Genomic DNA, 22,412 nt, shown 5'->3' on the forward strand with positions numbered 1-22,412 from the left:
CATGCAAAAAGTATGCCAACTCAGGTCAAAGTTACTGCATCTCCATTTCAAGGATTTATTATTGTCTAACTGTCTAGACACTTAATGTCAGCACTGCCTAATTTGACATGTTTATTCAAGGGTATAGCGAGATATTTTATTATAGAGCGTAGCACGGGATATTCCTAATAATTTTGCAGCCTTTGTCTTATTGCCATTTACATGTTCCAATGTTTCTTTTATACGTTCCTTCTCTTCTTCTCCCGATAACGACTCCGATGCTTTTTTATTTGTTAGAAAGTTATAAGATGTTAATCGTTGTCTGTCATCTAGATCAGGTATATTTTCTAATGTCATATGTTGATTTTCTGCTAGCACATATAATCTTTCTAAAAAATTGATAAGCTCTCTAATGTTTCCTTTCCATGGTTGAGTATACATCCATTGAACTACTAATTGATCAATCGTTTTTTCATCACCATATTCATTATTTAATTCGGCTATTTTATGTGAAACAATGATTGGGATATCCTCCGCCCTCTCTCGTAAAGGAGGAATATGAATAGGTATAACATACAAACGATAATACAAATCTTCTCTAAATGTTCCATCAAGTACCATCTGCTTGATATCTTTATTTGTTGCAGTTATCAACCTGAAATCGATATTTGATTGATGATTACTTCCTACCCTTTCCACACTTTTCTCTTGAATAACACGCAAAATTTTAGCTTGCATTGTTAATGGCATGTCACCAATTTCATCTAGAAAAAGCGTCCCCCTATGGGCTAATTCTATTTTTCCAGGTTTCCCGCCTTTTTCTGCTCCTGTGAATGCTCCCGAACTGTAACCGAACAATTCTGATTCTAATAATGCTTCCGGGATAGCAGCACAATTTACGCTTATAAATCTTCCGTTAGTTAAAGGACTCTCATTATGAATAGCTTTTGCAACCTGTTCTTTCCCAACTCCGCTCTCTCCTGTTATTAATACCGGAGCTTTTGATTGCGAAGCTTTTCTAGCTATTTTTTTGGTCTTTGTAAAACAAGGGCTATCGCCTAGTAAATCTTCAAATCGCGTCAGCAAATTTTTCTTATACGGTTGATCCTTTTTTAATTTACTATGCTTCCCTTTATCTAATTCTTCCATCTGATCGATTACTTGATAAATTTCAGATACACCTTCATAAACCAAAATACCAGCTGCTGCAATCACCTTATTATCTTTCCATATTGGTATTCGATGCACGACTAAATTTTGCCCTTGTAATCGATGCGCCTGACTTCGTTCTGGTACACCTGTTTTTAATACCACCGGTAATCGCGTATTTTCTATAATTAATGCAGCATCTTTTCCGATTGCTTCTTCTGTAGGTACATTTACATATCTACTATATGCTTCATTAAATAAACGAATTATTCCTTTATCATCTACCACCGTCAAACCTTCGTATGCCGTATCAAAAACCATTTCGTACAAACTTAACATTTCATCTTTTTGTTTTAATTGTTTTGTTATCTCTGTATGATAATGAAACAATTCCTTAGCTGTTATTTCTCCAATTAATTCTCCTTCATCATTAACAATATATGTAGGAATATCCTGAAGCTTATCAATTAGTAAATCAGCAGAAGCGACACGATCACAATTCCTTACGAATAAGCTAATTCCTTTACCACTACTATCTTTTTGAATCACATCTTGTAACTTAATAATTCCTTTCCATTTCTGTTCCTCTACTACTGCTATTTCTGTCCTATTATTTTCCAATAGGATGTGAAGCACACGTTTTAAAGGGTCTTCTGGATGTACAAAAAGTGGATTTGGGTGCATCCAATCAATGATTTTGTTAGTCATGTGTGGCCCCCATTCTGAATTTAAATTATAAAAATTCTGTTATTTAATTATAGCACTATTGTGTACAAAAACTAATACGCTTGAAATCTAAAAAACTTTCATAAAGGTGAGTTAAAGTTTTCCATATGCATTGGAAATCAAGCAGCGTAACATTGGGATTTCATACGAAATATCTTATTATGAAATTCAAGTACAAAAATTAGCATACTTAATATAAAAAAATAAAGGTACACCCTGTTCCTACTTTGAAACAGCTCCCAACATGATGAAACAAAAAACAGAACATCGTATATCTATTTACAGAAATTAGTTATCTCATATAAGTTAGATATAAGCGCTTAACTATTGAATAAAACTTAAGTATTAATATATTTATACGTTTCTTTAGCTAGACTTTCTAATAAATGAATGACAGGTATTTGCGTAGTCAGATTGAATGTTTCACGATACTCGGTAGAAACGAAATAAGAAAGATTGTAATCGGATAACTTTGCCAAAGTACAGTCGGGGTAATTGGTTATACTAATTATTTTTGTTCCTTCTTCCTTTGCTCTATTTGCAATATTTATGATAGATTCCGTTTCACCAGAAACAGATAATACAATAGCAACACTATTTTCCAAAGAAGAAGTGTACATTGGAAAATAAGGATCATTTATATGCAGTGAAAATTTTTTTAAAGCAGAAAAATACCTAGAACCATATTCTGCTAGAATACCCGATGTTCCACTTCCAATAAAAATAATTGTTTGTGCAGCAGCAATGGATTGAGATATTGTACTAATTCGCTGATTATAGTCATGTTGCATTGTACGTTCTAAGTATTCTGTTAAAGAGGTAGTAGAATGAATAAAACTTAAATTTTCCGTTTGATTCATGTACATTTTTAGTTGAACTTTGAATTCGGTAAATCCATCATATCCAAGCTTTTTACAAAAACGCAAAATACTAGTTGGTGAAACATGCGTTTCATTAGCTAAGTCTCTAATACGCATATAAATCACTTTTTCTGGATGAGTTACGATAAAATTATATAAAGAGAACTCTAGATCGGAGAATTCAGTAATTTCAATATTGGTAAACATCATGCATTCACTCGCCATTTCTTTAGTATGTATATTTATTATAAATCAGATTTTGATAATTTAAAATTATTAGAAGGGATGTTTTCATTTTATGAATGGAATTAAAATTGTCACTATAGGTGGAGGATCAAGCTACACTCCTGAACTTATTGAAGGTTTTATTAAGCGTTATGAAGAATTACCCGTGAATGAAATCTGGTTAGTAGATATTGAAGCAGGAAAAGAAAAGTTAGAAATTGTAGGTGAATTAGCAAAAAGAATGGTAAAAAAAGCAAATGTACCTATCGATATTCATCTGACACTTGACCGAAAAAAAGCACTTAAAGACGCAAACTTTGTGACCACACAATTTCGTGTTGGACTGCTTGAAGCTAGGGCAAAAGATGAACGGATCCCTTTAAAATATGGAGTAATTGGGCAAGAAACAAATGGGCCAGGTGGATTATTTAAAGGACTTCGAACTATTCCTGTCATTCTAGATATTGTCAAAGATATGGAAGAACTATGTCCAGATGCATGGTTAATTAACTTCACAAACCCAGCCGGAATGGTTACTGAAGCTGTGCTGAGACATACAAATTGGAAAAATATTGTTGGTCTGTGCAATGTGCCAATCGGAATGAAAATGATGGTTGCAAAATTTTTAGAAGTTGAGGCACATCGAGTGGAAATTGACTTCGCTGGCCTCAATCATATGGTCTTTGGTTTACATATTTATGTAGACGGAAAAGAATCTACATCTGATGTATTAAAGCGAATGACAGAGACAAATTCGACTGGAACAATGGAAAATATCATTGACTTAGGTTGGGAACCCTCTTTCATTGAAGGACTAGGTGTACTACCATGTCCATACCATCGTTATTATTTTAAAACAGATGAGATGCTTGACAATGAAAAAGAAAATGCAGCTTCAAGCGGTACTCGTGCAGAAGTAGTAAAAAAATTAGAAGATGAATTATTTGAACTGTATAAAGACCCGACTTTATCAATTAAACCACCTCAATTGGAAAAGCGGGGCGGAGCATACTATAGTGATGCTGCATGTAGCTTAATTGATTCAATATACAATGATCGTAGAGACATTCAACCAGTAAATACGATTAATCGTGGTGCGATTCAAAGTATTCCTTATGAGTCTGCAGTTGAAATCAGTTGTGTTATTACCAAAGAAGGACCAAAGCCGCTTATCATGGATGAGCTTCCTGTATCAGTTCAAGGATTAGTAAGTCAAATCAAGTCTTTCGAAAGAGTAGCATCTGAGGCTGCTATTTCAGGTGATTACAACAAAGCGCTTTTAGCAATGACGATTAATCCCCTTGTACCATCGGATACGATTGCTAAGAAGATTCTAAATGAAATGTTAGAAGCACATAAAGATTATCTACCGAACTTTTTTAAAAAAGTTCAATAACAATGAAAAGTTCCGACCATTTTAGACTAGTGATCGGAACTTTTTTCTTATTATATAATTCTATTAATACGCAAAAGTATTCCAAGCAGTAATTGATTCAAAAGCATCTTGAGATGTAGTCGCGCTTGTAACTACTTCTTCCCAAACTTGAGAGTTACCAGGAGTCTCTCCTCTGGTCCACCATTTCGCTTGATATAATTTACCATTATAAGTTACTTGATCACCACCAACATATACCGTACTAGCATTCCATTCCGGCACATCTGGTAATTCAGGTTCTTCTGGATTACCTGGATCTGGATCAGGATTACTAGATTCACCACCAAAATTAGCATCAATAACATTATAGAAAGCATTTGCCGTATCATCTACGTCCCAAACTCCCAAGATCACATGATATCCTGATCGTTCTGGTATAGTTACTTGATGCGTAACTGTTTGCCCTGGTCGTGCTCCACCATCATAGATTTCATAAAATGGTACTAATTCAAATTGATCTCTTGTAAGTGGTTCATTTGGATTCCAATCGGGTTTTGTAATGTAATAATGCCATTTTGTAGTTGCATGCATCGCAGTTAGATGCCAAGTAAACGTGTTGGTTCCCCAGTTCAAATTAACTTTTTCCCAACGGTCTGCAGATTGCTCATCTAATTCTGGAAAAGCTCCTCCAGCAGATGCAATTTGTCCATCAGGAATACTTGGCCCTGGAAATCCTTTTGGTGCTTCAAGACTTTGCGGTTCCCATTGAATCGCTCCACATTCCGTATTCACTTGTTCGTGACATAATAGACTCCTTGATTGTGGTTCTTCGATGTAACCATGTGCAGAAGCTGTTTGCCAAGCAACAAACGTAAAAAAGGCGAGTGTAGCAATAGATGTTCCCAATAATTTCATCGACTTTGTTCTAAACACTGCTTTCATGTTACTCCTCCTTTAAAAATATTAGCGGTATTAATACATGAGAAAACAATTTCATAATTGAATGAGTTTGTAAGCGCATACGAATAGATTTCAGTCAAAACGAAGTATTATTTGCTTCATTTATAAGTGGAGTATCACAGCTATGAAATTGATTAAATTGCATTAATTTTCTGAACCGCCTATATTTTTATATCTTACATGGACGTTTTGAAAGCGTCAACAAAGATTATAATGTTTTACAATAATGTAAAATTTTAACATGAATGTAATTTTAAAGGATTTTATTCTTTACGATTTCAATTAATAAGTCATCATTAATTGCTATAAGTTATAAATAATATGTTATTAAACATTATAACGATATCATATTTAAATATTATGTTTTACTAGTATGTGAATAATTCAAAAAACAGTTCGTTAGAATACTATTTCCGACTAATTTTCGAATTGAGAACTAACTATTTCTTGTATTTTATGAATAACTAGATCTGTATCCATTTCATGTGTTATGCGGAAAAAGTAATCTGCTTCATTTTCATTAGGTTCTTGAATATCGTCATCTTTAGCATCTTCACATTGACGTGCCAAAACCTCTTCAAAATTACTAGCAAATCGAAATATATTCGTTTTACGTGTAGATGTTTGAACCCGTTTCAAAAGAACGTCATCTGGTATATCAAAATGAACGATAACTGGGATTAATTCATTATTTCTATACCACTGGATTAAGTGTTGTCTTCTAATTTTGTTTCGATTCGTGTTACAAATAATTAGGTGATCGTTTGTGTGTTCCACCGCATAAGCAACCACTAGCTTTGATACGGCGTGTTTCATATATTTGGTCCCGATTTGGGCTGCAAATTCGAGTAATATTGATTAATGAATTCTGCATGGTTATCTTGATCGATAACAATTGAATTAGTAAGTTGTTTATTCAATAATTTAGCAAAGGTAGATTTCCCACTATGTGTCTTTCCTACAGTGATAATGACATAGCGTTTCATCAAGTCACCCTTTATCCATATTAATTAATTACTTCTAAGTTCGTTACCTCACCAATTTGGGCTGGGTAGGATTCCATAATTCCTCCCTTGAAGGTCACTTTTATATAGTCACCATTTTGTAGGTCCGTTTTTGTATTGTTAGAGAAAGAGACAAGAGCATTTAAAGGATCTAATTGCTTAAAATACTCTACATATTCTTCTTTTGGTTCATCTTTACCATGGGCAAAAGCTTGATTACGATAATAGTCAAAATGGTGACTCATATAGTAAATGTACTCTGATTCTTCCTCAAAATTTTCGAACGAATCACGCATATCGATATAACCATTGAAATAATATCCTTGCAGAGTTCCTTCTTGTTCATTTATAGGAATTTCATGATCTTGCATATCTGAATCGTTTAAGTTGGAGGTGCCCGAAGACGGTTGATTGGAACTAGGTAGTATAACAAATGTAACCATACTAATAAAAGTAAGTAATACCAATCCAGTCAAAAATATAATAAGCACTTTCTTCACCAAAGCCACCCTCTAATTGATTATTTGAAGAATCTTTTGAGCTATTTGTTTACTAGAGATACACGAAGTATCAAATTGATATGTTGATAAATTGCTCTTATAAACTGCGTGATCCCAACGATAAACATATTCTGGCACCTGTTTACTGTCCCATTCTTGTCTCCATGTTTGATTTCTTCTTTCCATCACAACATCAGGTGGACAATATATAGTAAAAAGATGCACATTTTCTTCGTTGAGGATTTTTTTCATTTCATCGTATGGATTAAATTCAATATGATAATCTGTATGAAAACCTACATCGACAATAACATGAAAACCTTGGTTACTATAACAAGCAACTGAATGAAACAAAGCAATGTATAGATTTTTTACGGTCCCTTCTATTTCAGGAAACTCCTTACCAGGTCTCAATCCCATTCCAGGCGAAAATTTTTTATCTATCATGGTTGCTGTTTGATCTACCCCTAGATTAATCCATATTTCCTTTGATAGTGATTGAAGTTCTTTTATAATACTTGATTTTCCTGCTCGTGGTACACCATTTAAAAATACAATCTTCCCTTTCAATTTTCATCCTCCTTTCCTTCTTCATATAACGATATCTGCTACATCAATTATAACAAAATTTTCCGAACTTAATCATAACTTATACGTGTGTTCCATATTTATTAATTAAGGAGGGATTGTCCATGAGAGCAGCATTAGAAAGTATTAACAATAAATGGGTCCGCCTGTTTATACTTATCGTTGTTTTTGCCAATACAGTATCTATGATATTTGGCCATCAACTCATTCCTTTTTCGAATGAAGAAATTGCCACGGGTTTATCAGTACTGGCATTAGCACTGTCGGAGATTTGGAATCACTGGAAAAACAATAGCTATACAAAGAGCGCAAAAGAGGCAGACAAGTATTTAAAACAATTAAAAATATAAAATAAAATGAATGGTTTACATTTGAATGAATATTGCTTATGATGAAACTACAATAAACAAAACTGCATATTCTATCGTACGCACTAGGGGTGCTATTTTTATGGCTGAGAAGGCAATGCCTGACCCTTATAACCCGAACTAGATAATACTAGCGTGGGGAAGTGTAGTTCGTTGTATGGATATATATTTACGATTCTTTTCATTGACATACACAAACTGCATTCCCTTAGGAGTGCAGTTTTTTTATTACCCAATAATAAGGAGGAAAACAAGATGACAAAAATTTGCAGTACAAGCAGGATTACAGGATGCCAATTTACTTTATTTCCAATGAGTAATGACTTTGTAGATATTATTTTATCTACCCTTGAAGAAGTGGACACGTCAAAAGTATGGAAAGAAACTGATGATGTAACTACATGTATTCGCGGAAAATCGATTCATATCTTTGATGTTACAAAGTCTATATTCTTACATGCAGCAAAAACTGGAGAACATGTAGCAATGAGTGGAACATTTTCTATTGGATGCCCAGGTGATTCTTCTGGAGATGTATATATGGAAGAGTCTGATATATTAATGAACGAATCCAATTCAATAAGCATGAAACAACAAGCAGGATGTAAATTTTCTCTTTACCCTCTTGGACGTGAAGATTATATGGATAAAATCTATGAACAAATCGATTTATCGAAAAATACAGGTGTAAAGGTCAGTCACTCTCATTATGCAACACGGCTTGATGGAGATGTAAATGCTATTTTCTCTGCACTGCAACAATCATTTGATAATGTGCAAAAAGTCGTATCACATGTGACGATGACGTTTACTATATCTGCAAATAGTCCTTCAAATAAAGATTAAAAGGTGGATAGCGATGACTAAAAACTGGAAATTAAAAGATGTTGTCTTAATGTCAATGCTAGGAGTGGTTTTTGGATTAATTTATCTTGCTTTCTTTGGAGTGGGAAATATATTGTTTGGAGCGTTAACTCCATTAGGGTTAGGCCCATTAGGTTATGAATTTATATTTGGGATATGGTTTATTGTATCTATTGTTGCTGCGTACATTATCCGAAAACCAGGAGTCGCTTTTACTTCTGAAACGATTGCCGCTCTTACAGAAGTACTAATTGGATCTACTTCTGGACCAACATTAATATTATCTGGTATGGTACAAGGTCTCGGGGCAGAACTTGCTTTCGCAGCTACTGGTTGGAAAGATTATCGCCTAAGAATACTTATATTTTCAGGAATCGGTGCCGCAGTGATCAGTTTTCCTTACCATTACTTCATGTCTGGATACGATGCATATGCCTCATGGTTAGTAGGATTAATGTTTGTCACTCGAATTATAAGTGGCGCAATCTTATCTGGTCTTCTTGGAAAAGTAATAGCTGATCAACTTGCCTCAACTGGAGTGCTGAGTGGATATCCACTAGGAAGGGAGCGTCAGAAAAAACGTGAACAAAGAGCTTCTTGACCAACCTCTTTTTAAATTAAATAATTTTTCATTCTTTTATAATACAAACCAAACTGCTAGTATTAACCAGCTATCTCTATCGATTTATGAGAATGAAATCACTATTCTTATGGGGGCCAGCGGTTCAGGGAAAAGTACTTTAGCGCTTTGTTTAAATGGACTTTATCCAGAAGCCGTAGAAGGAACCACGAAAGGAACTCTTTTGTATAAAGGGAAGACTATTGCTGATTATCCAAGAGGTGTTATTAATCAAGAGGTTGGTATCGTATTTCAAGACCCGGAAAGTCAATTTTGTATGGTTCGAGTAGAAGATGAACTAGCTTTTGTGTTAGAAAATCTTTCTATTCCACGTTCTGAGATGAAAAGAAAAATAACAAATGTGTTGCAACAAATAGGAATGCTCGAGTACATGAATACCGACATTCACCATTTATCCGGAGGACAAAAACAAAAAATCGCTTTAGCATCCGTCTTATTAATGGAACCAAGATACATTATCTTAGACGAACCAACAGCAAATCTTGACCCTATGTCAAGGTTAGAATTTATTGAGCTTATTATTGCAATACAAAAGGAAACAAATATCGGCATACTAGTTATTGAACATCAAGTCGATGATTGGGAAATCTATGCGGACCGGCTAGTCGTTTTGAGTAAGGAAAGTCAAATTCAACTAGATGAAAAGCCCGAAACAGCTTTTGAAGTACATCAAAATGTACTGGAAAAACATCAAATCGCAATTCCAATGAAGTATCTTGATAATCCATCAACGACTAGGAAAGTAGCGCACAAAAAAACTATGCCTGTGTGTTTAGAAGTTCATCATCTTCACTATTACCAGAAGAAGTCTGCTATATTGAATGAAATCTCTTTTTCTATTAACCAAGGTGAGTTTTTGGCGATTTTAGGAGAAAATGGTGCGGGAAAATCAACCCTACTGCAATGTTTAATCGGATTAAAAAAATATTACAGTGGCAGTATCTTGTTTCAAGGAAAAGAGCTACAAGGTTTGGATAGAAAAACATTATCGAAACATACTGGGTTTGTTTTTCAACAACCTGAGCATCAATTTATTTGTGATACGGTATTTGATGAAGTCGCTTTTGGTATGCGCTTAAACAATTATTCTACTAATGAAATTAATAAACGTACTATTCCGTTACTGCGGGCATTTCGTCTTTTAGATCATCAATGGAAGAATCCTTTTACATTGAGTGGCGGTCAAAAACGTCGTTTGAGTGTAGCTACGATGTTAGATGAAACACCAGACTTACTATTATTTGACGAACCTACATTTGGTCAAGATGCTCATACAACAAAGGAACTGATGAATATGATATTAGAACTTCAAGGTCAAGGGACCGCTATTATTTTTGTAACACATGATATGGATTTAGTAGATACATATTGTGAACGGGCATTAGTGATAAATGAAGGAAGAGTATGCTTTGACGGAAGCCCGCAATCACTTTGGAATCAGAAAGAGTTATTACAAGATGCTAGATTGAGAGAACCTTATCGCGTTCGTGAGTGCCGAAATCGAAATGTGGTGCATGTACGATGATAGAGAATAGAAATCCTAGCATGAAAGCTGTGGCAGTTTTAATTCCCGGGATATTTCTTAGTTTCTCTTTCGATATTGTTACACCATTAATCTATTTATTGTATATTTTAGCGATAACATTTTTTCTAGCAAACATCCCATTGAAGAGATGGTTACTCATTTTCATGCCACTTTCGTTGTTTGCGATATCACTCGCTTGGATGACGATGCTTTACACCGATGAATCCTATGCAACTGGAGACGTCGTATTTAAATTTCTTTGGTTTGAAATAACTACAGGTAGTGCTGAAGTCGGGATAAGTCTTGCACTACGATCTTTATGTTTTATAGCGTTATCCTTATTATTTGTATTCACTACCAATCCTACGAATTTCATGTTGAGTTTAATGCAACAATGTAAATTATCTCCAAAATTAACCTATGGTATATTAGCTGGTTATCGCTTTTTACCAACGTTACAACATGAATTTGAATTACTGAAACAAGCGCATCGTATCCGTGGAATTAGCAGAGCAGAAGGCTGGAAGAATCGAATACAAAATATGAAACAATATGCTATTCCATTACTTGCTAACTCGATAAGAAAAGCCGAACGAGTTGCAATTGCAATGGAATCCAAAGGTTTCACAGGAGAACGTGAGCGTACGTACTATCATCAAATGAAGATTAATAGGAACGACTGGATATTCCTATTTGGAATGATTTCTGCATTAATCGTAGCTTATTACACATCGTATGAGCTAGGTTACTTGAATATATTTGGGAATGAGGTTGGGAGATAGTAAAAAGTTCAAAAGACAAATAGTAAGAAATAAGCGTAAGAACTATACGGAACTCGTACAAATAAGGAATTCAATTTTCTGTGGTGTATAGCTATTTTTTAGGATACATGGATGACTGTTGGAGGAAGGCATAGATGAGTCCCGGAATGCGGAGCACCCGGAGGCTCACCAGCCGCCTCTGATAAGCGGAGTATATTCCTGTAACGGCGACGAATTGTATTACTATAATCGCCAAAAATACTACTTATACATTATCCTGATTTTTTTTACATAGCATCTGGCGCTTGAATTCCTAATAATCGCAGTCCTTCTTTTAAAACTGTTTTTACCGAATATACAAGTTGTAATCTCGCCTGTTTATTCTCCTCATCCCCTAAAATTCGTACATTCGCATAATACTTGTTGAATTCTCTTGCTAGCTCAATAAGGTATTTTGCTATTTTAGAAGGATCAGAAGCATTGTAAGCTTTCATAACTGTATCTTGAAGAGCCATAAGACGCGTAATTATAGGCCATGCTTCATTTATATCAACTACGCTAACATTGTTCGTTTCACGATATCCTCCTTTTTTCAGCAATGAATTCATTCTTGCATGGGTATATTGAATATACGGACCTGTTTCCCCTTCAAAACGCAACATGTCTTCTAAAGAAAATTCCACATCGTTGTGTCGATCATTTTTTAAATCATGGAAAATAACAGCTCCTACGCCAACCTGTCTTGCTACTTCCTCCTTCTTCTCTAATAAAGGATTTTTCTCCATAATATTATTATTTGCTAACTGAATTGCTTCTTGTAGTACTTCTTCTAATAACACAAGTTTTCCTTTTCGAGTAGACATTTTCTTTCCTTCTTTTAACATCATACCAAACGAAATATGCTTCATATTCTTAGCCCAATTATATCCCATTTTTTGTAGTACATAAGACAGCTGTGTAAAGTGCAGAGTCTGTTCATTGCCTACAACATATAAGGATTTTGCAAAATGATATGTTTCATAACGATAAATAGCAGCAGCTAAATCACGTGTTGCATATAACGTAGTTCCATCACGTTTTTGAATCAAACAAGGTGGTAAGTTTTCTTCCTCTAACGTAACAACTTTTGCTCCTTCCGATTCAATTAATAAACCTTTTTGCTGCAGTTCATGAACGACACGATCCATCTTGTCATTGTAAAAAGCTTCCCCATTATAAGAATCAAATGAAACCCCTAATAGCTCATAAATTCTTGAGAAATCTTTTAACGATTCTTCACGAAACCAACCCCATAATTCTTCAGCTTGTGCATCTCCATCTTCTAATCGCTTGAACCATTGTCTTCCTATATCATTGAGCTTAGTATCAACTTCCGCTTCTTCGTGAAAACGAATATAAAGTTGAAGTAATTCTTTAATTGGATTCGCTCGTACTTGATCCTCATTTCCCCATTTTTGATATGCCACCATTAATTTACCAAACTGTGTTCCCCAATCTCCTAAATGATTGATACGAACCGTTTTATATCCTACTTTTTCTGCAATATTAGCAATTGCATTTCCAATTACGGTTGAACGTAAATGTCCCATTGAAAAAGGTTTTGCGATATTAGGAGACGAGAGGTCGATTGTGATTACTTTTTCTTCACCAAGATTTGAATAACCAAAATTTGTTTTTTCCTTACTAATTTGTTGGAGAATTTTTTTTGTGAATAAAGCTTTATTCAGAAAAACATTGACATATGCTCCCACTGCCTCTACCCGCTCAAAGTAAATAGAATTTATTTCTTCGACTAGCTGTGTCGCAATTTCTTGAGGATTTTTTCTATAATTACGTGCTAATTCAAAACAAGGAAAAGCTAAATCCCCCATCTTTGCTTGTTTTGGTTTTTCAATTAAAGAATATAATCGTTCCTTCTCTAAATTCCCGTCCATGCATTCATATAATGATTGAACGAAGATTTGTTTTGCATCCATTAGTTATTCCTCCTAAAAAACTCTCGCCTCTTTTTCTATTTGAAAAAGAGACGAGAGTCTATAATCCCGTGGTACCACTCCACTTGTAATTTAATAATTATTACCGCTTTAGTTGATAACGAGGTCATCCCCGTCTTATTCTACTCCAATTTTTCGAACAAGAGTCTCCAAAGTGCGGTTCATTACTGCTTAATGACTAGGCTCTCACTTCCCCTAGTTCGCTGTGCACGCTACAGCAATTACTCTCTTTGTCATCGACGATGTAATATTTAAGATTATTATACTTATTTTATGGATAAATGCAACAGTAAAATACAATGACTAACCTAGCTAGTTTAATCATTTTACACATTAAAATATTCTAGCTTAGGGAACAGTTGTTGTCACCCTCTTACTATAATTAAGATTAAGAAACAAAATAGAACATCCCTTGCAGCAAATTTTCATTCGGCCACAAGAGATGTTTTTTAATTGGTTTTAACTTTATCCCCACTGCTCAATTAATTCTTCCGCGCTAGCTTTAAGTGAATTAAAAGCATTCTCAGTGATTAATTGTTCTTCTTTTATAACTTCCAATAACTCTATAAAACTATTCATGTGTTTTATCGCCTTATCCACTGATTGTGCCTCTTGGTAATGCCCTACGGAGGTCAAGTGAGTTTGTAAATGTCTACCTGTTTCTTGACTCGTAATATCTCCCGAAACTAAAAATTCGTCCACTTGTGTTTGCACTTGTTCGATAGAAGATTCAATAGGTTCTTCTTCCGATCCTTCTGCTTCTGTAACTTGTTTTTGACCATCAGACTGTTTTGTCATTGTAAACTCATCGAATAATTCACCCAAAGCGTTATATGATTCATATTTCAGCTCTTCACCATCAACGTAAATATGTTGATACATCTGGGTATCTTCTGCGCCGCTTCTCACATATGCGTTATTTTCCTCCCAAACTACTTCAGATCTATCATACATTTTTGGACCAGATACAGAGTTAACGAACATCGTACCAGTAGTGTACTCTCTTTCCCCATTTTGTTCATTATTCAAATGTCCTCGAGCGTACGTGTGATCATGACCTTGAAAAACTAAGTCTACATTGTGCTTTTCGATTACAGGAAGTATCGCTTCACGAAGCTCTACGTTATCACGTCCCTCTCCAGAAGAAAAAATGGGATGGTGAAACGTAATGACTGTCCATTGATTCGGATTATTCTCAAGAACTTCATCTAACCATTCTGCTTGCTGATCAATATCTGCATATCCGACATTTGAATCTAAAGAGATAATTCGCATATCTTGGTAATCCCAGTAGCCCACTTGCTTTTCTAATCCCTCGGGACCGTTACCAGGATATGCAAATTGAGGCCCCCAATATTCGGACAGTTTTCTAGGTTCATTTGTAGTTCTATAATACTCATGGTTCCCTGCTGTCGCAATACTAGGTACCATACCGTTTATCCATCCAGCTCCTTCGTACCACTCACCCCATTGCTGATCTGCGTCACCGTGATTAATCATATCTCCAGCATGCACAATAAAGCTCGCATCAGCTAAATCTGAATAAGCACTACGCATCACGCGTGACCAATGTTCTTTTATATCATTTTGAGCGTCACCCATGTAAATAAATGAAAATGGCTCATCTTCAGCTGCTGCTGTAGTGAACTCATACCACTCACTCCAGTTTGCACCATCACCTACGCGGTACAAGTATTGCGTACCTGGTTCAAGACCTTCAAAATTCACTGTATGGTATTGATTCGTATAGCCAAGGTTTGCCTCAATTTCTTCACTAGTTTCTGCCTCAACCGTTAACGTATTACTTGTAAAATTAGGACCTTCTTCAGCTGCTGCAATCTCTGCAACAGGAGTCGTAACACTATCATCCGTTCTCCATGAAACAGACTGAGTAGTAGTTGTATCGCCTTCCCATCCTAATAAAACTCGGTCTGGAACCGGACTAGGTTTGTACGTTTCTGCATCTGGATGCTCTTGTTGATCGGCCACAGCTACTGCACTTGGTAAGATAATCCCCACTGCAAGCAACGCAGCTATGGAACGCTTTTTCAATTTCAAATCTTTCTCACCTTTCAAATCTCTTATTACATTTTTCATAATTAAGTTTCCTCCCTGAAAAAATCAAGATTCTTAGTTTATTAGAGCAATAAAAAAATTACATTATCAGTTCGCCAATTTAATAGATAATCACTTTTTTCATTTAGATATCTTTTCCATCACCTTGCGTAGCAATAAATGTCCATTCAAGGTTTAAAGCGTCACCCTGGAACTGATTTTGGTCTTCCCCGTTATCATTGAAATTGAATTGAACCACAAAGTCATGGGAGTCTCCTGCTGCAAGACCTTCATCACCAATTGCTGGATAAAAAATATGCTCATTAATCGCTTCCGGTGTCATTTCTTGCAATTCTGCCAATGTTGTTTGGTAAATCACTTCATCCAAGTTATTTACGTTATAAAGAAATTCTACTACTATGTGTTCTCCGAAATCCTCCGAATTATCACCCTGTGCATCTTCAACAGTATAATTAGTTTCTAAATATACTGTGTTAATGTCGAGTGTGCCACTGTTATGAAGTTCAAAGTCACGAACCATCGAATCTCCAGGGGCCATATTTCCAACATTAATAATCTCCGTTGGCTTCGCTGTTAGATCCAACGTGCCCGCAGCGAATGTGTTGCTTGTTTCTACGGTGTCACTAAAGTATGCGAATGTGCCCCCTCCTATTAATGATAACCCCAGTACTGCTGTCGCCACACCCATGCCCAATTGCTTTTTGATTCCCATCATGATTCCTCCTTAAGATATTTGATTTTATTTGTGAACGCTTCATCAGGTGAAAGACCTGAATAAGGCGGAGTCACTGATTATTACTTACTTCCGGTTCTTGTTTACTTGAGGCTTCTAATTGCCTTAACGCTCGTCCAATATTGATAATCGAATAGCCAACTAGTATTACGCCGGGTAAGATCAATAAGAAAAGTGCACCCTCTTTAGAATTGGCAAATTGAGTCACATATCCTGCATACGGAATGGTGAACCCGGTGTATTGCCCTACGATACTCTCAGCGAGCACCAACTCAGAATCTGCTCTATTGTTGTTATCACCTTTAGTCACATATTGCGCTCCATTATCCTTTACTTCATCAACTCTGTGAGTGATTACCATTCCATCAGAATTATGAAAAGTAATGATGTCACCCTTTTGAAATTCTGTAATATTTTCTTTTGCTTGAATAGCAATGATGGATCCGGTTTGAAATTCTGGCTCCATGGATCCAGATAAAACTGTTTTTAATTGATAACCGAATACATTTGGCTCTCCATCGGTTGCTTGATGAAAAATCACTGTGAACGCCGTAACAACCAGTAATATAGAGAGCACGGTTGTTATCAGACCACTGGTTAACTTTTTCATTCTTCTCCACATCATCGAATACCACCTCATATATTTTATTTCCTTGAATTTTTCTTATTTAAATGGCGTTGATAGAAAACTTTCTACGCTATGATGCATCGCCTGTTGTATCGTCAAGTTCTGCATCTGTATCTTTCTCTGGTGATTCATTTTCATCTTTCTCACTTTTCTCTACTGCATCTTCTGTTAATGGCTTGTTGGAATCGTTTGTTTCCTCAGCTGATTGCTTGTTCGTGCCATTCGTTGATTTATAATTTGGTTCATCTATTGATTGCTTGTTCATACTATCTGTTGATTCATTTTCTAATTCATTATCAATTGTTTCATCTGTTTTATTAGCTTCGTCATTATCCTCATAACCTGCAAATGGATCGGTAGCCAAAATATATCCTTGCAACAACTCCGTTTCAGCCCGGAATACGGCGGTTGTTGGTGATGTTACCAACGCAACAATATAAATGGATAAAAACAATATGGCGAATAATTGAAAAGGTATATTGAATTTTATCTTCATATGGTGTTTTTTCATGTAATCACTCCTAGAAATTTAGAGGTGTGTTTGGTGTGTGAAAGTACTCTTACATTTTTGAATATATGTAATACTATTTACACTTCCATTTTTAATAGATTCTCTTTCTCTATTTGAAGTATAGTGGAGTACTATTAATAGATTATGGAGTTAACGTTAATGTATTGTAAATTAAGAAAATAAAAATTTTTCATAATTATAACGTAATGGGTTTAAAGTATTGATTATCCAATACCATATAAAATAATTAGATATTTTGGATTATTAAAAGAGATTTATTTGGGTAAAAAGGTTTGTGTTAGAAGTGATTGGAGAACTGTGAAATAAAAGAGAAATCAATGATAAATGACAAAAATGCACCCTTCAATAAGGGTACATCTTTTTGTTACATAATTATTTAGTAATTTTTAATTGATAGCATCCACCCAGTATATTTACTTAATTTTCCACCTAAGCTTTTCATCCTTTTGCAATGAGCAAGCAATCCTGAACCATCTGTAATATTATCAAAAGGAAGTCCAAGCTAACCATAGCTTGGACTTCCTTTTGATTAATTTATGTTTAATTTTTTGCTGAACAACAATGTAATCGCATAAGCGATGAAAATGGATAAAACCCCAAAAATTAGGACAGGAGTTAAAGCAATTGAACTCGATCCGAAAGTAATTTCAGGTAAGAGTCCTTCAATACTAAGCCACACTTCCGATATATTAGGTACATATAATGTCGTTAAAATCATACCCGAGCCTACTTGTAAGACAAAATATACTATAATCACACTACAGATAAATAATGCTGCTTATTTCATACAATCCCCTTTCTTATTCATCTAAACTGTGCCAAATGCTTCATCACCTATAACTACATTTAGATGTTTTGGTAGTATTGTAATTTCAGAAGGTGTTTGCGTCAAAACCTCTCCATCACTATCAATATTTTGCTCTGGCGAACTCTCCACGTGAAGTTTACTTGTTCTAAAATAAATAACTTCATCGTTTCTATTATCTGGGTAATCATTTTGCATTTGCGTTTCTAACCATGTCCAAAAGTGTTGTAACTTCGCTAACTTAATAATAAGTACATCAAATTTTCCATTTTGAATATCAGCATGAGGGAAAAATGACTTCATACCACCTAGAAAAGGTCCATTGCCAACGACCATCATTACCGCTTCCCCATCATAGTTCATTTCCTCACTAGTTATTTTCAGTTGAAATGTTTCATTCTGAAAAACAACTTTGGAAGTATTGATGTAATATGACATTTTTCCAAGTAACTTTTTATTTCCTCCATCCATTTCTTCAGCTACTTTAGATATTAGTCCAATTCCCCAGAAGTTCAGGAAATAATAATCATTGTATTTTCCCACATCAACTGTTTTTGTTTGTTTTTGTACTATTTGTTCCAGTGCAACCAGCGGATTTTGATTCATTCCTATTGTTCTAGAAAAATCATTACATGTACCGCCTGGCAACACCGCAAAAGTTGGTCGATGATCTAATGGAGCAAGAGCATTTACAAGCTCAAATATTGTTCCATCTCCACCTCCACCAATAATTAAATCCACTTTACTATAGATTTTTTCAATGATCTTTTTACCGTCGCCTTCTTTTGCTGTAGTATATACGGTAACTTCTTCAAAAACATCTTTTAATCTCGCTTCAATTGTATTTATTTCATTCTTTAATTTTTGATTTCCTGCATTTGGATTTATTATGACTGCAACTGTCTTCATTAATCCTCTCTCCTTATCGAGCTTCTTCTATTATCATTCCCTAATTTTTATGATCTTGATCATTTTTTTAATGAAGAGGTTATTTTCAACTAAAAAGCCGTTACAAAATGAAGACCGAATGTAAGTAAGTCAGCCATCCAAAGATTTTCAATTTTTGATTACACTTTAGGACTTTTATTTTCCTTTAAGATTTTAAGAATATTTTTTAAAGTGCCATGAATATTCTGCAACGCCACTAATATAATCCCTAACATAATAAACGTGACGATTTCTCCAGTGAAGAATGCAAGTACTGCGAGTAGAATAGCATAAAGTGTGAAAAGTAAATAATTCATTAGACCACCCTTTATAACCGTTTCTTACAAATTATATCATTCTTTTTACATAGGTTGATACACTTATCAAAATATTCATTTATAATAGAAGGAAATAAGGAGAGGAATTGATTTATGATTACAAAGCGCAGAGAAAAAACAAGGGATTTAATGTTGTATGATTTATTGGTTCACAGAATGGATTTCTCTAATAAAGAACGGCAAATCTATGAAAAGATAAAACAAGGATATGAAGGAGAAAGAAGATTCGACCAATTATGTGATGAGATCGATGGTAATAACTTAATACTACAAGATTTATTGTTTACACATAATAATACAACTTTCCAAATCGATTCGGTGATTATTACTAAAGATACAATTTATTTATTAGAAATAAAGAACTATAAAGGCGAATATATTTATGAAAATGATAGGTTAATTAAAATGCCGAATATTGAAATTATACAACCGCTTCATCAACTGCATCGAAGTGAAGCATTATTTCGTAATTTGATGACAGGATTTAAATATACTCTCCCTATTAAGTCTTTGGTTATCTTTATACATCCTCACTTCACACTATATCAAGCTCCTGTAAAAACCCCCTTTGTCTTACCAACTCAAGTCCAATCATTTGTACAAAAAATCAAGCGTAATTCCACCAACATAATCATTAAACATCAACAACAGATCGCCGAACAACTACTAAAATTGCACACCTCTCCATCTCCTTTTCAAAATACCCCTAAATACCAATACAAAGATCTTAAAAAAGGAATTTACTGTCATGATTGTAATCACTATTTTAATCATGCTAATGGTAAATATCTTGTATGTAACTATTGTGGTAAAAAGGAAGATGTGAATACTAGTGTACTTAAAAGCGTGGAAGAAATAAAAGTTCTCTTTCCTGATTTAAAAATTACTACAAACAGAGTTCAAGATTGGTGCGCTATTATTTCTTCAAAAAAACGGATACGCAAAATACTAAGTGAGAACTATGAAGTAAAGGGAAATAGTCAATGGACTTATTATGTATAAAAGTGATTGTACAGTAAACAAGAAATGATTAAATGAGTTACCTTTTTTCTCGATATCAAGAATTTTGGTAACTCATTGGCTCTATGAGTTACCTTTTTTCTCGATATCAATATTTTTCGGCACTCATCGGCTCTATGAGTTACCTTTTTTCTCGATATCAATATTTTTCGGCACTCATCGGCTCTATGAGTTACCTTTTTTCTCGATATCAATATTTTTCGGCACTCATTGGCTCTATGAGTTACCTTTTTTCTCGATATCAAGTTTTTTGGGCACTCATCGGCTCTATGAGTTACCTTTTTCGGATAAATCCACAGCTAACTTTCTTTTCCGTTGAAAGAATAAAATTCCCGCTCCTGTTAATATAATGACGATACCTATTGTTAAATAGTTATATAGATTCGTTGCAGTATTTGGAAGTGTTGTAGTCCCTTTAGTCTTGTTGTTATTATTTGGTTCGGGATTTTTATTTATGTCTGAACATTTTACTGCTCCTCCTCCAGTATTGTCATTATCTTCTTGTATTATCGAATTCTCCCTTTAACGTATCAATCCCCTTATCTTTACAGTAACTTATTTGCCTATAATTTGCGGCCCTAAGTTAAATAATCTTTCGCCATATAATAAGCATGTGCAGTAAATAATTGAGTTTTAAGTGAGCTACTACGGAGCATATGACCAAATGTATCAAAATTAAACAGATGAACATTTATATCCTCGATATCATCTAAGTTTTGTTCCTTCTCTTTTTCAGCATCTAGTATTAAAAATGTTTTAATTTTATTTGTTTGTGTTGCAGGATTCACCATAAATTCTCCTAATAAGATTGGTCGATGAGGTGAAATATAGCCTGTCTCTTCCATTACCTCTCGTACAATACCCGCTTCACAGGTTTCAAATTCTTCAAGATTCCCTGCAGGTATCTCTAAAAATGTATCATTTCCTGCATACCGAAATTGTTCAACGATTACAATTTCTTTCTCCTTAGTTATCACTACAGCATTAACCCAATCAGGATATTCATTTACATGATAAGCTTCGATTATTGTTCCGTCTAATAATTCACAATTATCTTTTCTGATGTTTCCAAAATCACTTTTATGTATGTATTCAGATTGCAAAGTCTTCCATTTTTCCAATGTCCTTCTTACCTCCATTAACTAACTTATATATTTGGCGAATATAATTGTTTAGCTAAAACTGGAAAATATTTAGATCTTAATTTATATGTTGCAATAACTCTCTTCTTAATATCAGTCGGAATCGCACTAATTGCATTTATTATAAACAAAGGGAATTCTATTGCTCTCTAGTAGTGATCCACTACTTCTCTATTATCCTTCTAATCAATTACTTACTTTTTTGTTTATAAACTAATTCAAATCTTTCACAAACAACTGGAATATCATCACTAAATTCTTTGTCAATTCGTTGCAGCTCCCTAGTAAAAAAAGCTTCATGAACTTCTTGCCAATAGCGCAAAGAACGATCTCCTTCCCCTTCTAAATAAGCATGTTCTTCTGTTACTTCATGATAAGGTACTATTTCTACATCCGTAGTAACAATGATTGCAACTGCCTCTCCATCGCTATTGAGAATAATATTGTGCAGCCCTCGTTCAGGCAATGAATCACCATCAACTAGATAGTTTCTATAGCTTGATGAGGTAGCCGTTTTCTTCCCTTCCATTACTAATTTTGCGAGCCCGTCAGCGTGATCTGGAGCATCTCCAAATGCCCATACATCTACTTCATCAAAATTCGGAGTATCTCTTTGTATTTTTGTATAGTCATTCCACATATCTTTTACAGATTGTTCATTCATCTATATCATCCTTCTAAGTTTTTTTGTGT

General features: G+C 34.7%; 23 protein-coding genes, 1 pseudogene, 1 riboswitch and 1 other annotated feature. Of the genes and pseudogenes, 7 read left to right on the plus strand and 17 right to left on the minus strand.

Going from position 1 to position 22,412, the window contains the following annotated elements; translation table 11 throughout:
* Nucleotides 1–111 precede the first annotated feature (111 nt).
* Together AQ616_RS16705 and AQ616_RS16710 are read right to left on the minus strand one after the other, a co-directional pair.
* Nucleotides 112–1,836 carry a sigma-54-dependent Fis family transcriptional regulator gene (locus AQ616_RS16705; RefSeq protein WP_069686324.1) on the minus strand — a complete coding sequence of 575 codons (1,725 nt, stop codon included), beginning with the start codon at nt 1,834–1,836 and terminating at the stop codon, nt 112–114.
* Between the two features lie 356 nt (nt 1,837–2,192).
* On the minus strand, nt 2,193–2,921 hold the full coding sequence (locus AQ616_RS16710; protein ID WP_026133721.1) for a MurR/RpiR family transcriptional regulator: 729 nt from the start codon (nt 2,919–2,921) through the stop codon (nt 2,193–2,195).
* A gap of 91 nt (nt 2,922–3,012) precedes the next feature.
* Between AQ616_RS16710 and AQ616_RS16715 the strand changes: the two genes are divergently transcribed.
* Nucleotides 3,013–4,335, plus strand: a complete 1,323-nt coding sequence (locus tag AQ616_RS16715; RefSeq protein WP_069686325.1) for a 6-phospho-beta-glucosidase — start codon at nt 3,013–3,015, stop codon at nt 4,333–4,335.
* 63 nt (nt 4,336–4,398) lie between these two features.
* On the opposite strand, the gene AQ616_RS16720 is transcribed toward AQ616_RS16715, so the two are convergent.
* The 4 genes and pseudogenes from AQ616_RS16720 to AQ616_RS16735 form a co-directional block, all read right to left on the minus strand.
* Nucleotides 4,399–5,256 carry a lytic polysaccharide monooxygenase gene (locus tag AQ616_RS16720; protein WP_017795956.1) on the minus strand — a complete coding sequence of 286 codons (858 nt, stop codon included), beginning with the start codon at nt 5,254–5,256 and terminating at the stop codon, nt 4,399–4,401.
* A gap of 435 nt (nt 5,257–5,691) precedes the next feature.
* Nucleotides 5,692–6,260: pseudogene (locus AQ616_RS16725) on the minus strand (AAA family ATPase).
* Between the two features lie 20 nt (nt 6,261–6,280).
* Complete coding sequence (locus tag AQ616_RS16730) at nt 6,281–6,778, minus strand: DUF3221 domain-containing protein (protein WP_069686326.1); 498 nt, start codon at nt 6,776–6,778, stop codon at nt 6,281–6,283.
* Nucleotides 6,779–6,790: 12 nt separating this feature from the next.
* The gene (locus AQ616_RS16735; protein ID WP_240490523.1) at nt 6,791–7,348 is read right to left on the minus strand and encodes a phosphotransferase-like protein; all 558 of its coding nucleotides are present in this window, start codon (nt 7,346–7,348) and stop codon (nt 6,791–6,793) included.
* A 122-nt stretch (nt 7,349–7,470) separates the two neighbouring features.
* Here AQ616_RS16735 and AQ616_RS16740 point away from each other — a divergent pair, with 122 nt between their 5' ends.
* The 5 genes from AQ616_RS16740 (at nt 7,471) to AQ616_RS16760 (ending at nt 11,545) form a co-directional block, all read left to right on the plus strand.
* On the plus strand, nt 7,471–7,716 hold the full coding sequence (locus AQ616_RS16740; protein WP_069686327.1) for a phage holin: 246 nt from the start codon (nt 7,471–7,473) through the stop codon (nt 7,714–7,716).
* A 75-nt stretch (nt 7,717–7,791) separates the two neighbouring features.
* A riboswitch (TPP riboswitch) is annotated at nt 7,792–7,893 on the plus strand.
* A gap of 96 nt (nt 7,894–7,989) precedes the next feature.
* Nucleotides 7,990–8,580, plus strand: coding sequence for a YkoF family thiamine-binding protein (locus tag AQ616_RS16745; protein ID WP_069686328.1), 591 nt, complete (start codon nt 7,990–7,992; stop codon nt 8,578–8,580).
* Between the two features lie 13 nt (nt 8,581–8,593).
* A complete protein-coding gene (locus tag AQ616_RS16750) occupies nt 8,594–9,199 on the plus strand; it encodes an ECF transporter S component (RefSeq protein WP_017795950.1) in 606 nt (201 codons plus the stop codon).
* On the plus strand, nt 9,180–10,763 hold the full coding sequence (locus AQ616_RS16755; RefSeq protein ID WP_069686329.1) for an ABC transporter ATP-binding protein: 1,584 nt from the start codon (nt 9,180–9,182) through the stop codon (nt 10,761–10,763). Before AQ616_RS16750 ends, AQ616_RS16755 begins: the two co-directional genes overlap by 20 nt.
* Entirely contained in the window at nt 10,730–11,545 is an 816-nt protein-coding gene (locus tag AQ616_RS16760; protein ID WP_240490524.1) for an energy-coupling factor transporter transmembrane component T family protein, read from the plus strand. The genes AQ616_RS16755 and AQ616_RS16760 overlap by 34 nt, the downstream gene beginning before the upstream one ends.
* A gap of 266 nt (nt 11,546–11,811) precedes the next feature.
* Here the strand turns inward: AQ616_RS16760 and argS are convergent, their stop codons facing one another.
* The 8 genes from argS to AQ616_RS19685 all read right to left on the minus strand — a co-directional run bounded on the left by argS (nt 11,812) and on the right by AQ616_RS19685 (nt 19,536).
* Entirely contained in the window at nt 11,812–13,500 is a 1,689-nt protein-coding gene (gene argS / locus AQ616_RS16765) for an arginine--tRNA ligase (RefSeq protein WP_069686330.1), read from the minus strand.
* A 43-nt stretch (nt 13,501–13,543) separates the two neighbouring features.
* Nucleotides 13,544–13,764 (minus strand) — a binding site (T-box leader).
* 219 nt (nt 13,765–13,983) lie between these two features.
* Entirely contained in the window at nt 13,984–15,615 is a 1,632-nt protein-coding gene (locus tag AQ616_RS16770) for a purple acid phosphatase family protein (RefSeq protein ID WP_069686331.1), read from the minus strand.
* A 103-nt stretch (nt 15,616–15,718) separates the two neighbouring features.
* Nucleotides 15,719–16,306 carry a CalY family protein gene (locus tag AQ616_RS16775; protein ID WP_069686332.1) on the minus strand — a complete coding sequence of 196 codons (588 nt, stop codon included), beginning with the start codon at nt 16,304–16,306 and terminating at the stop codon, nt 15,719–15,721.
* Between the two features lie 73 nt (nt 16,307–16,379).
* On the minus strand, nt 16,380–16,952 hold the full coding sequence (gene sipW / locus AQ616_RS16780; RefSeq protein WP_084822500.1) for a signal peptidase I SipW: 573 nt from the start codon (nt 16,950–16,952) through the stop codon (nt 16,380–16,382).
* 73 nt (nt 16,953–17,025) lie between these two features.
* Nucleotides 17,026–17,466, minus strand: a complete 441-nt coding sequence (locus tag AQ616_RS16785; RefSeq protein ID WP_069686333.1) for a hypothetical protein — start codon at nt 17,464–17,466, stop codon at nt 17,026–17,028.
* A 550-nt stretch (nt 17,467–18,016) separates the two neighbouring features.
* The gene (locus tag AQ616_RS16790) at nt 18,017–18,205 is read right to left on the minus strand and encodes a hypothetical protein (protein ID WP_240490525.1); all 189 of its coding nucleotides are present in this window, start codon (nt 18,203–18,205) and stop codon (nt 18,017–18,019) included.
* A gap of 90 nt (nt 18,206–18,295) precedes the next feature.
* Nucleotides 18,296–19,201 (minus strand): diacylglycerol/lipid kinase family protein, encoded by a 906-nt coding sequence (locus AQ616_RS16795; protein ID WP_069686334.1) that lies wholly within the window; start codon nt 19,199–19,201, stop codon nt 18,296–18,298.
* Between the two features lie 158 nt (nt 19,202–19,359).
* Nucleotides 19,360–19,536 carry a hypothetical protein gene (locus tag AQ616_RS19685; RefSeq protein WP_017795940.1) on the minus strand — a complete coding sequence of 59 codons (177 nt, stop codon included), beginning with the start codon at nt 19,534–19,536 and terminating at the stop codon, nt 19,360–19,362.
* 114 nt (nt 19,537–19,650) lie between these two features.
* Between AQ616_RS19685 and AQ616_RS16800 the strand changes: the two genes are divergently transcribed.
* Nucleotides 19,651–20,559 carry a nuclease-related domain-containing protein gene (locus AQ616_RS16800; protein WP_017795939.1) on the plus strand — a complete coding sequence of 303 codons (909 nt, stop codon included), beginning with the start codon at nt 19,651–19,653 and terminating at the stop codon, nt 20,557–20,559.
* Nucleotides 20,560–20,844: 285 nt separating this feature from the next.
* On the opposite strand, the gene AQ616_RS20115 is transcribed toward AQ616_RS16800, so the two are convergent.
* The 3 genes from AQ616_RS20115 to AQ616_RS16810 form a co-directional block, all read right to left on the minus strand.
* Nucleotides 20,845–21,087, minus strand: coding sequence for an LPXTG cell wall anchor domain-containing protein (locus tag AQ616_RS20115; protein WP_084822507.1), 243 nt, complete (start codon nt 21,085–21,087; stop codon nt 20,845–20,847).
* A 68-nt stretch (nt 21,088–21,155) separates the two neighbouring features.
* A complete protein-coding gene (locus AQ616_RS16805; RefSeq protein ID WP_069686335.1) occupies nt 21,156–21,698 on the minus strand; it encodes an NUDIX hydrolase in 543 nt (180 codons plus the stop codon).
* A 211-nt stretch (nt 21,699–21,909) separates the two neighbouring features.
* Nucleotides 21,910–22,383, minus strand: a complete 474-nt coding sequence (locus tag AQ616_RS16810) for an ASCH domain-containing protein (RefSeq protein WP_069686336.1) — start codon at nt 22,381–22,383, stop codon at nt 21,910–21,912.
* Between the last annotated feature and the right edge of the window lie 29 nt (nt 22,384–22,412).

It is taken from the genome of Oceanobacillus sp. E9, from assembly GCF_001741975.1.
Lineage (GTDB): Bacteria > Bacillota > Bacilli > Bacillales > Amphibacillaceae > Oceanobacillus > Oceanobacillus kimchii.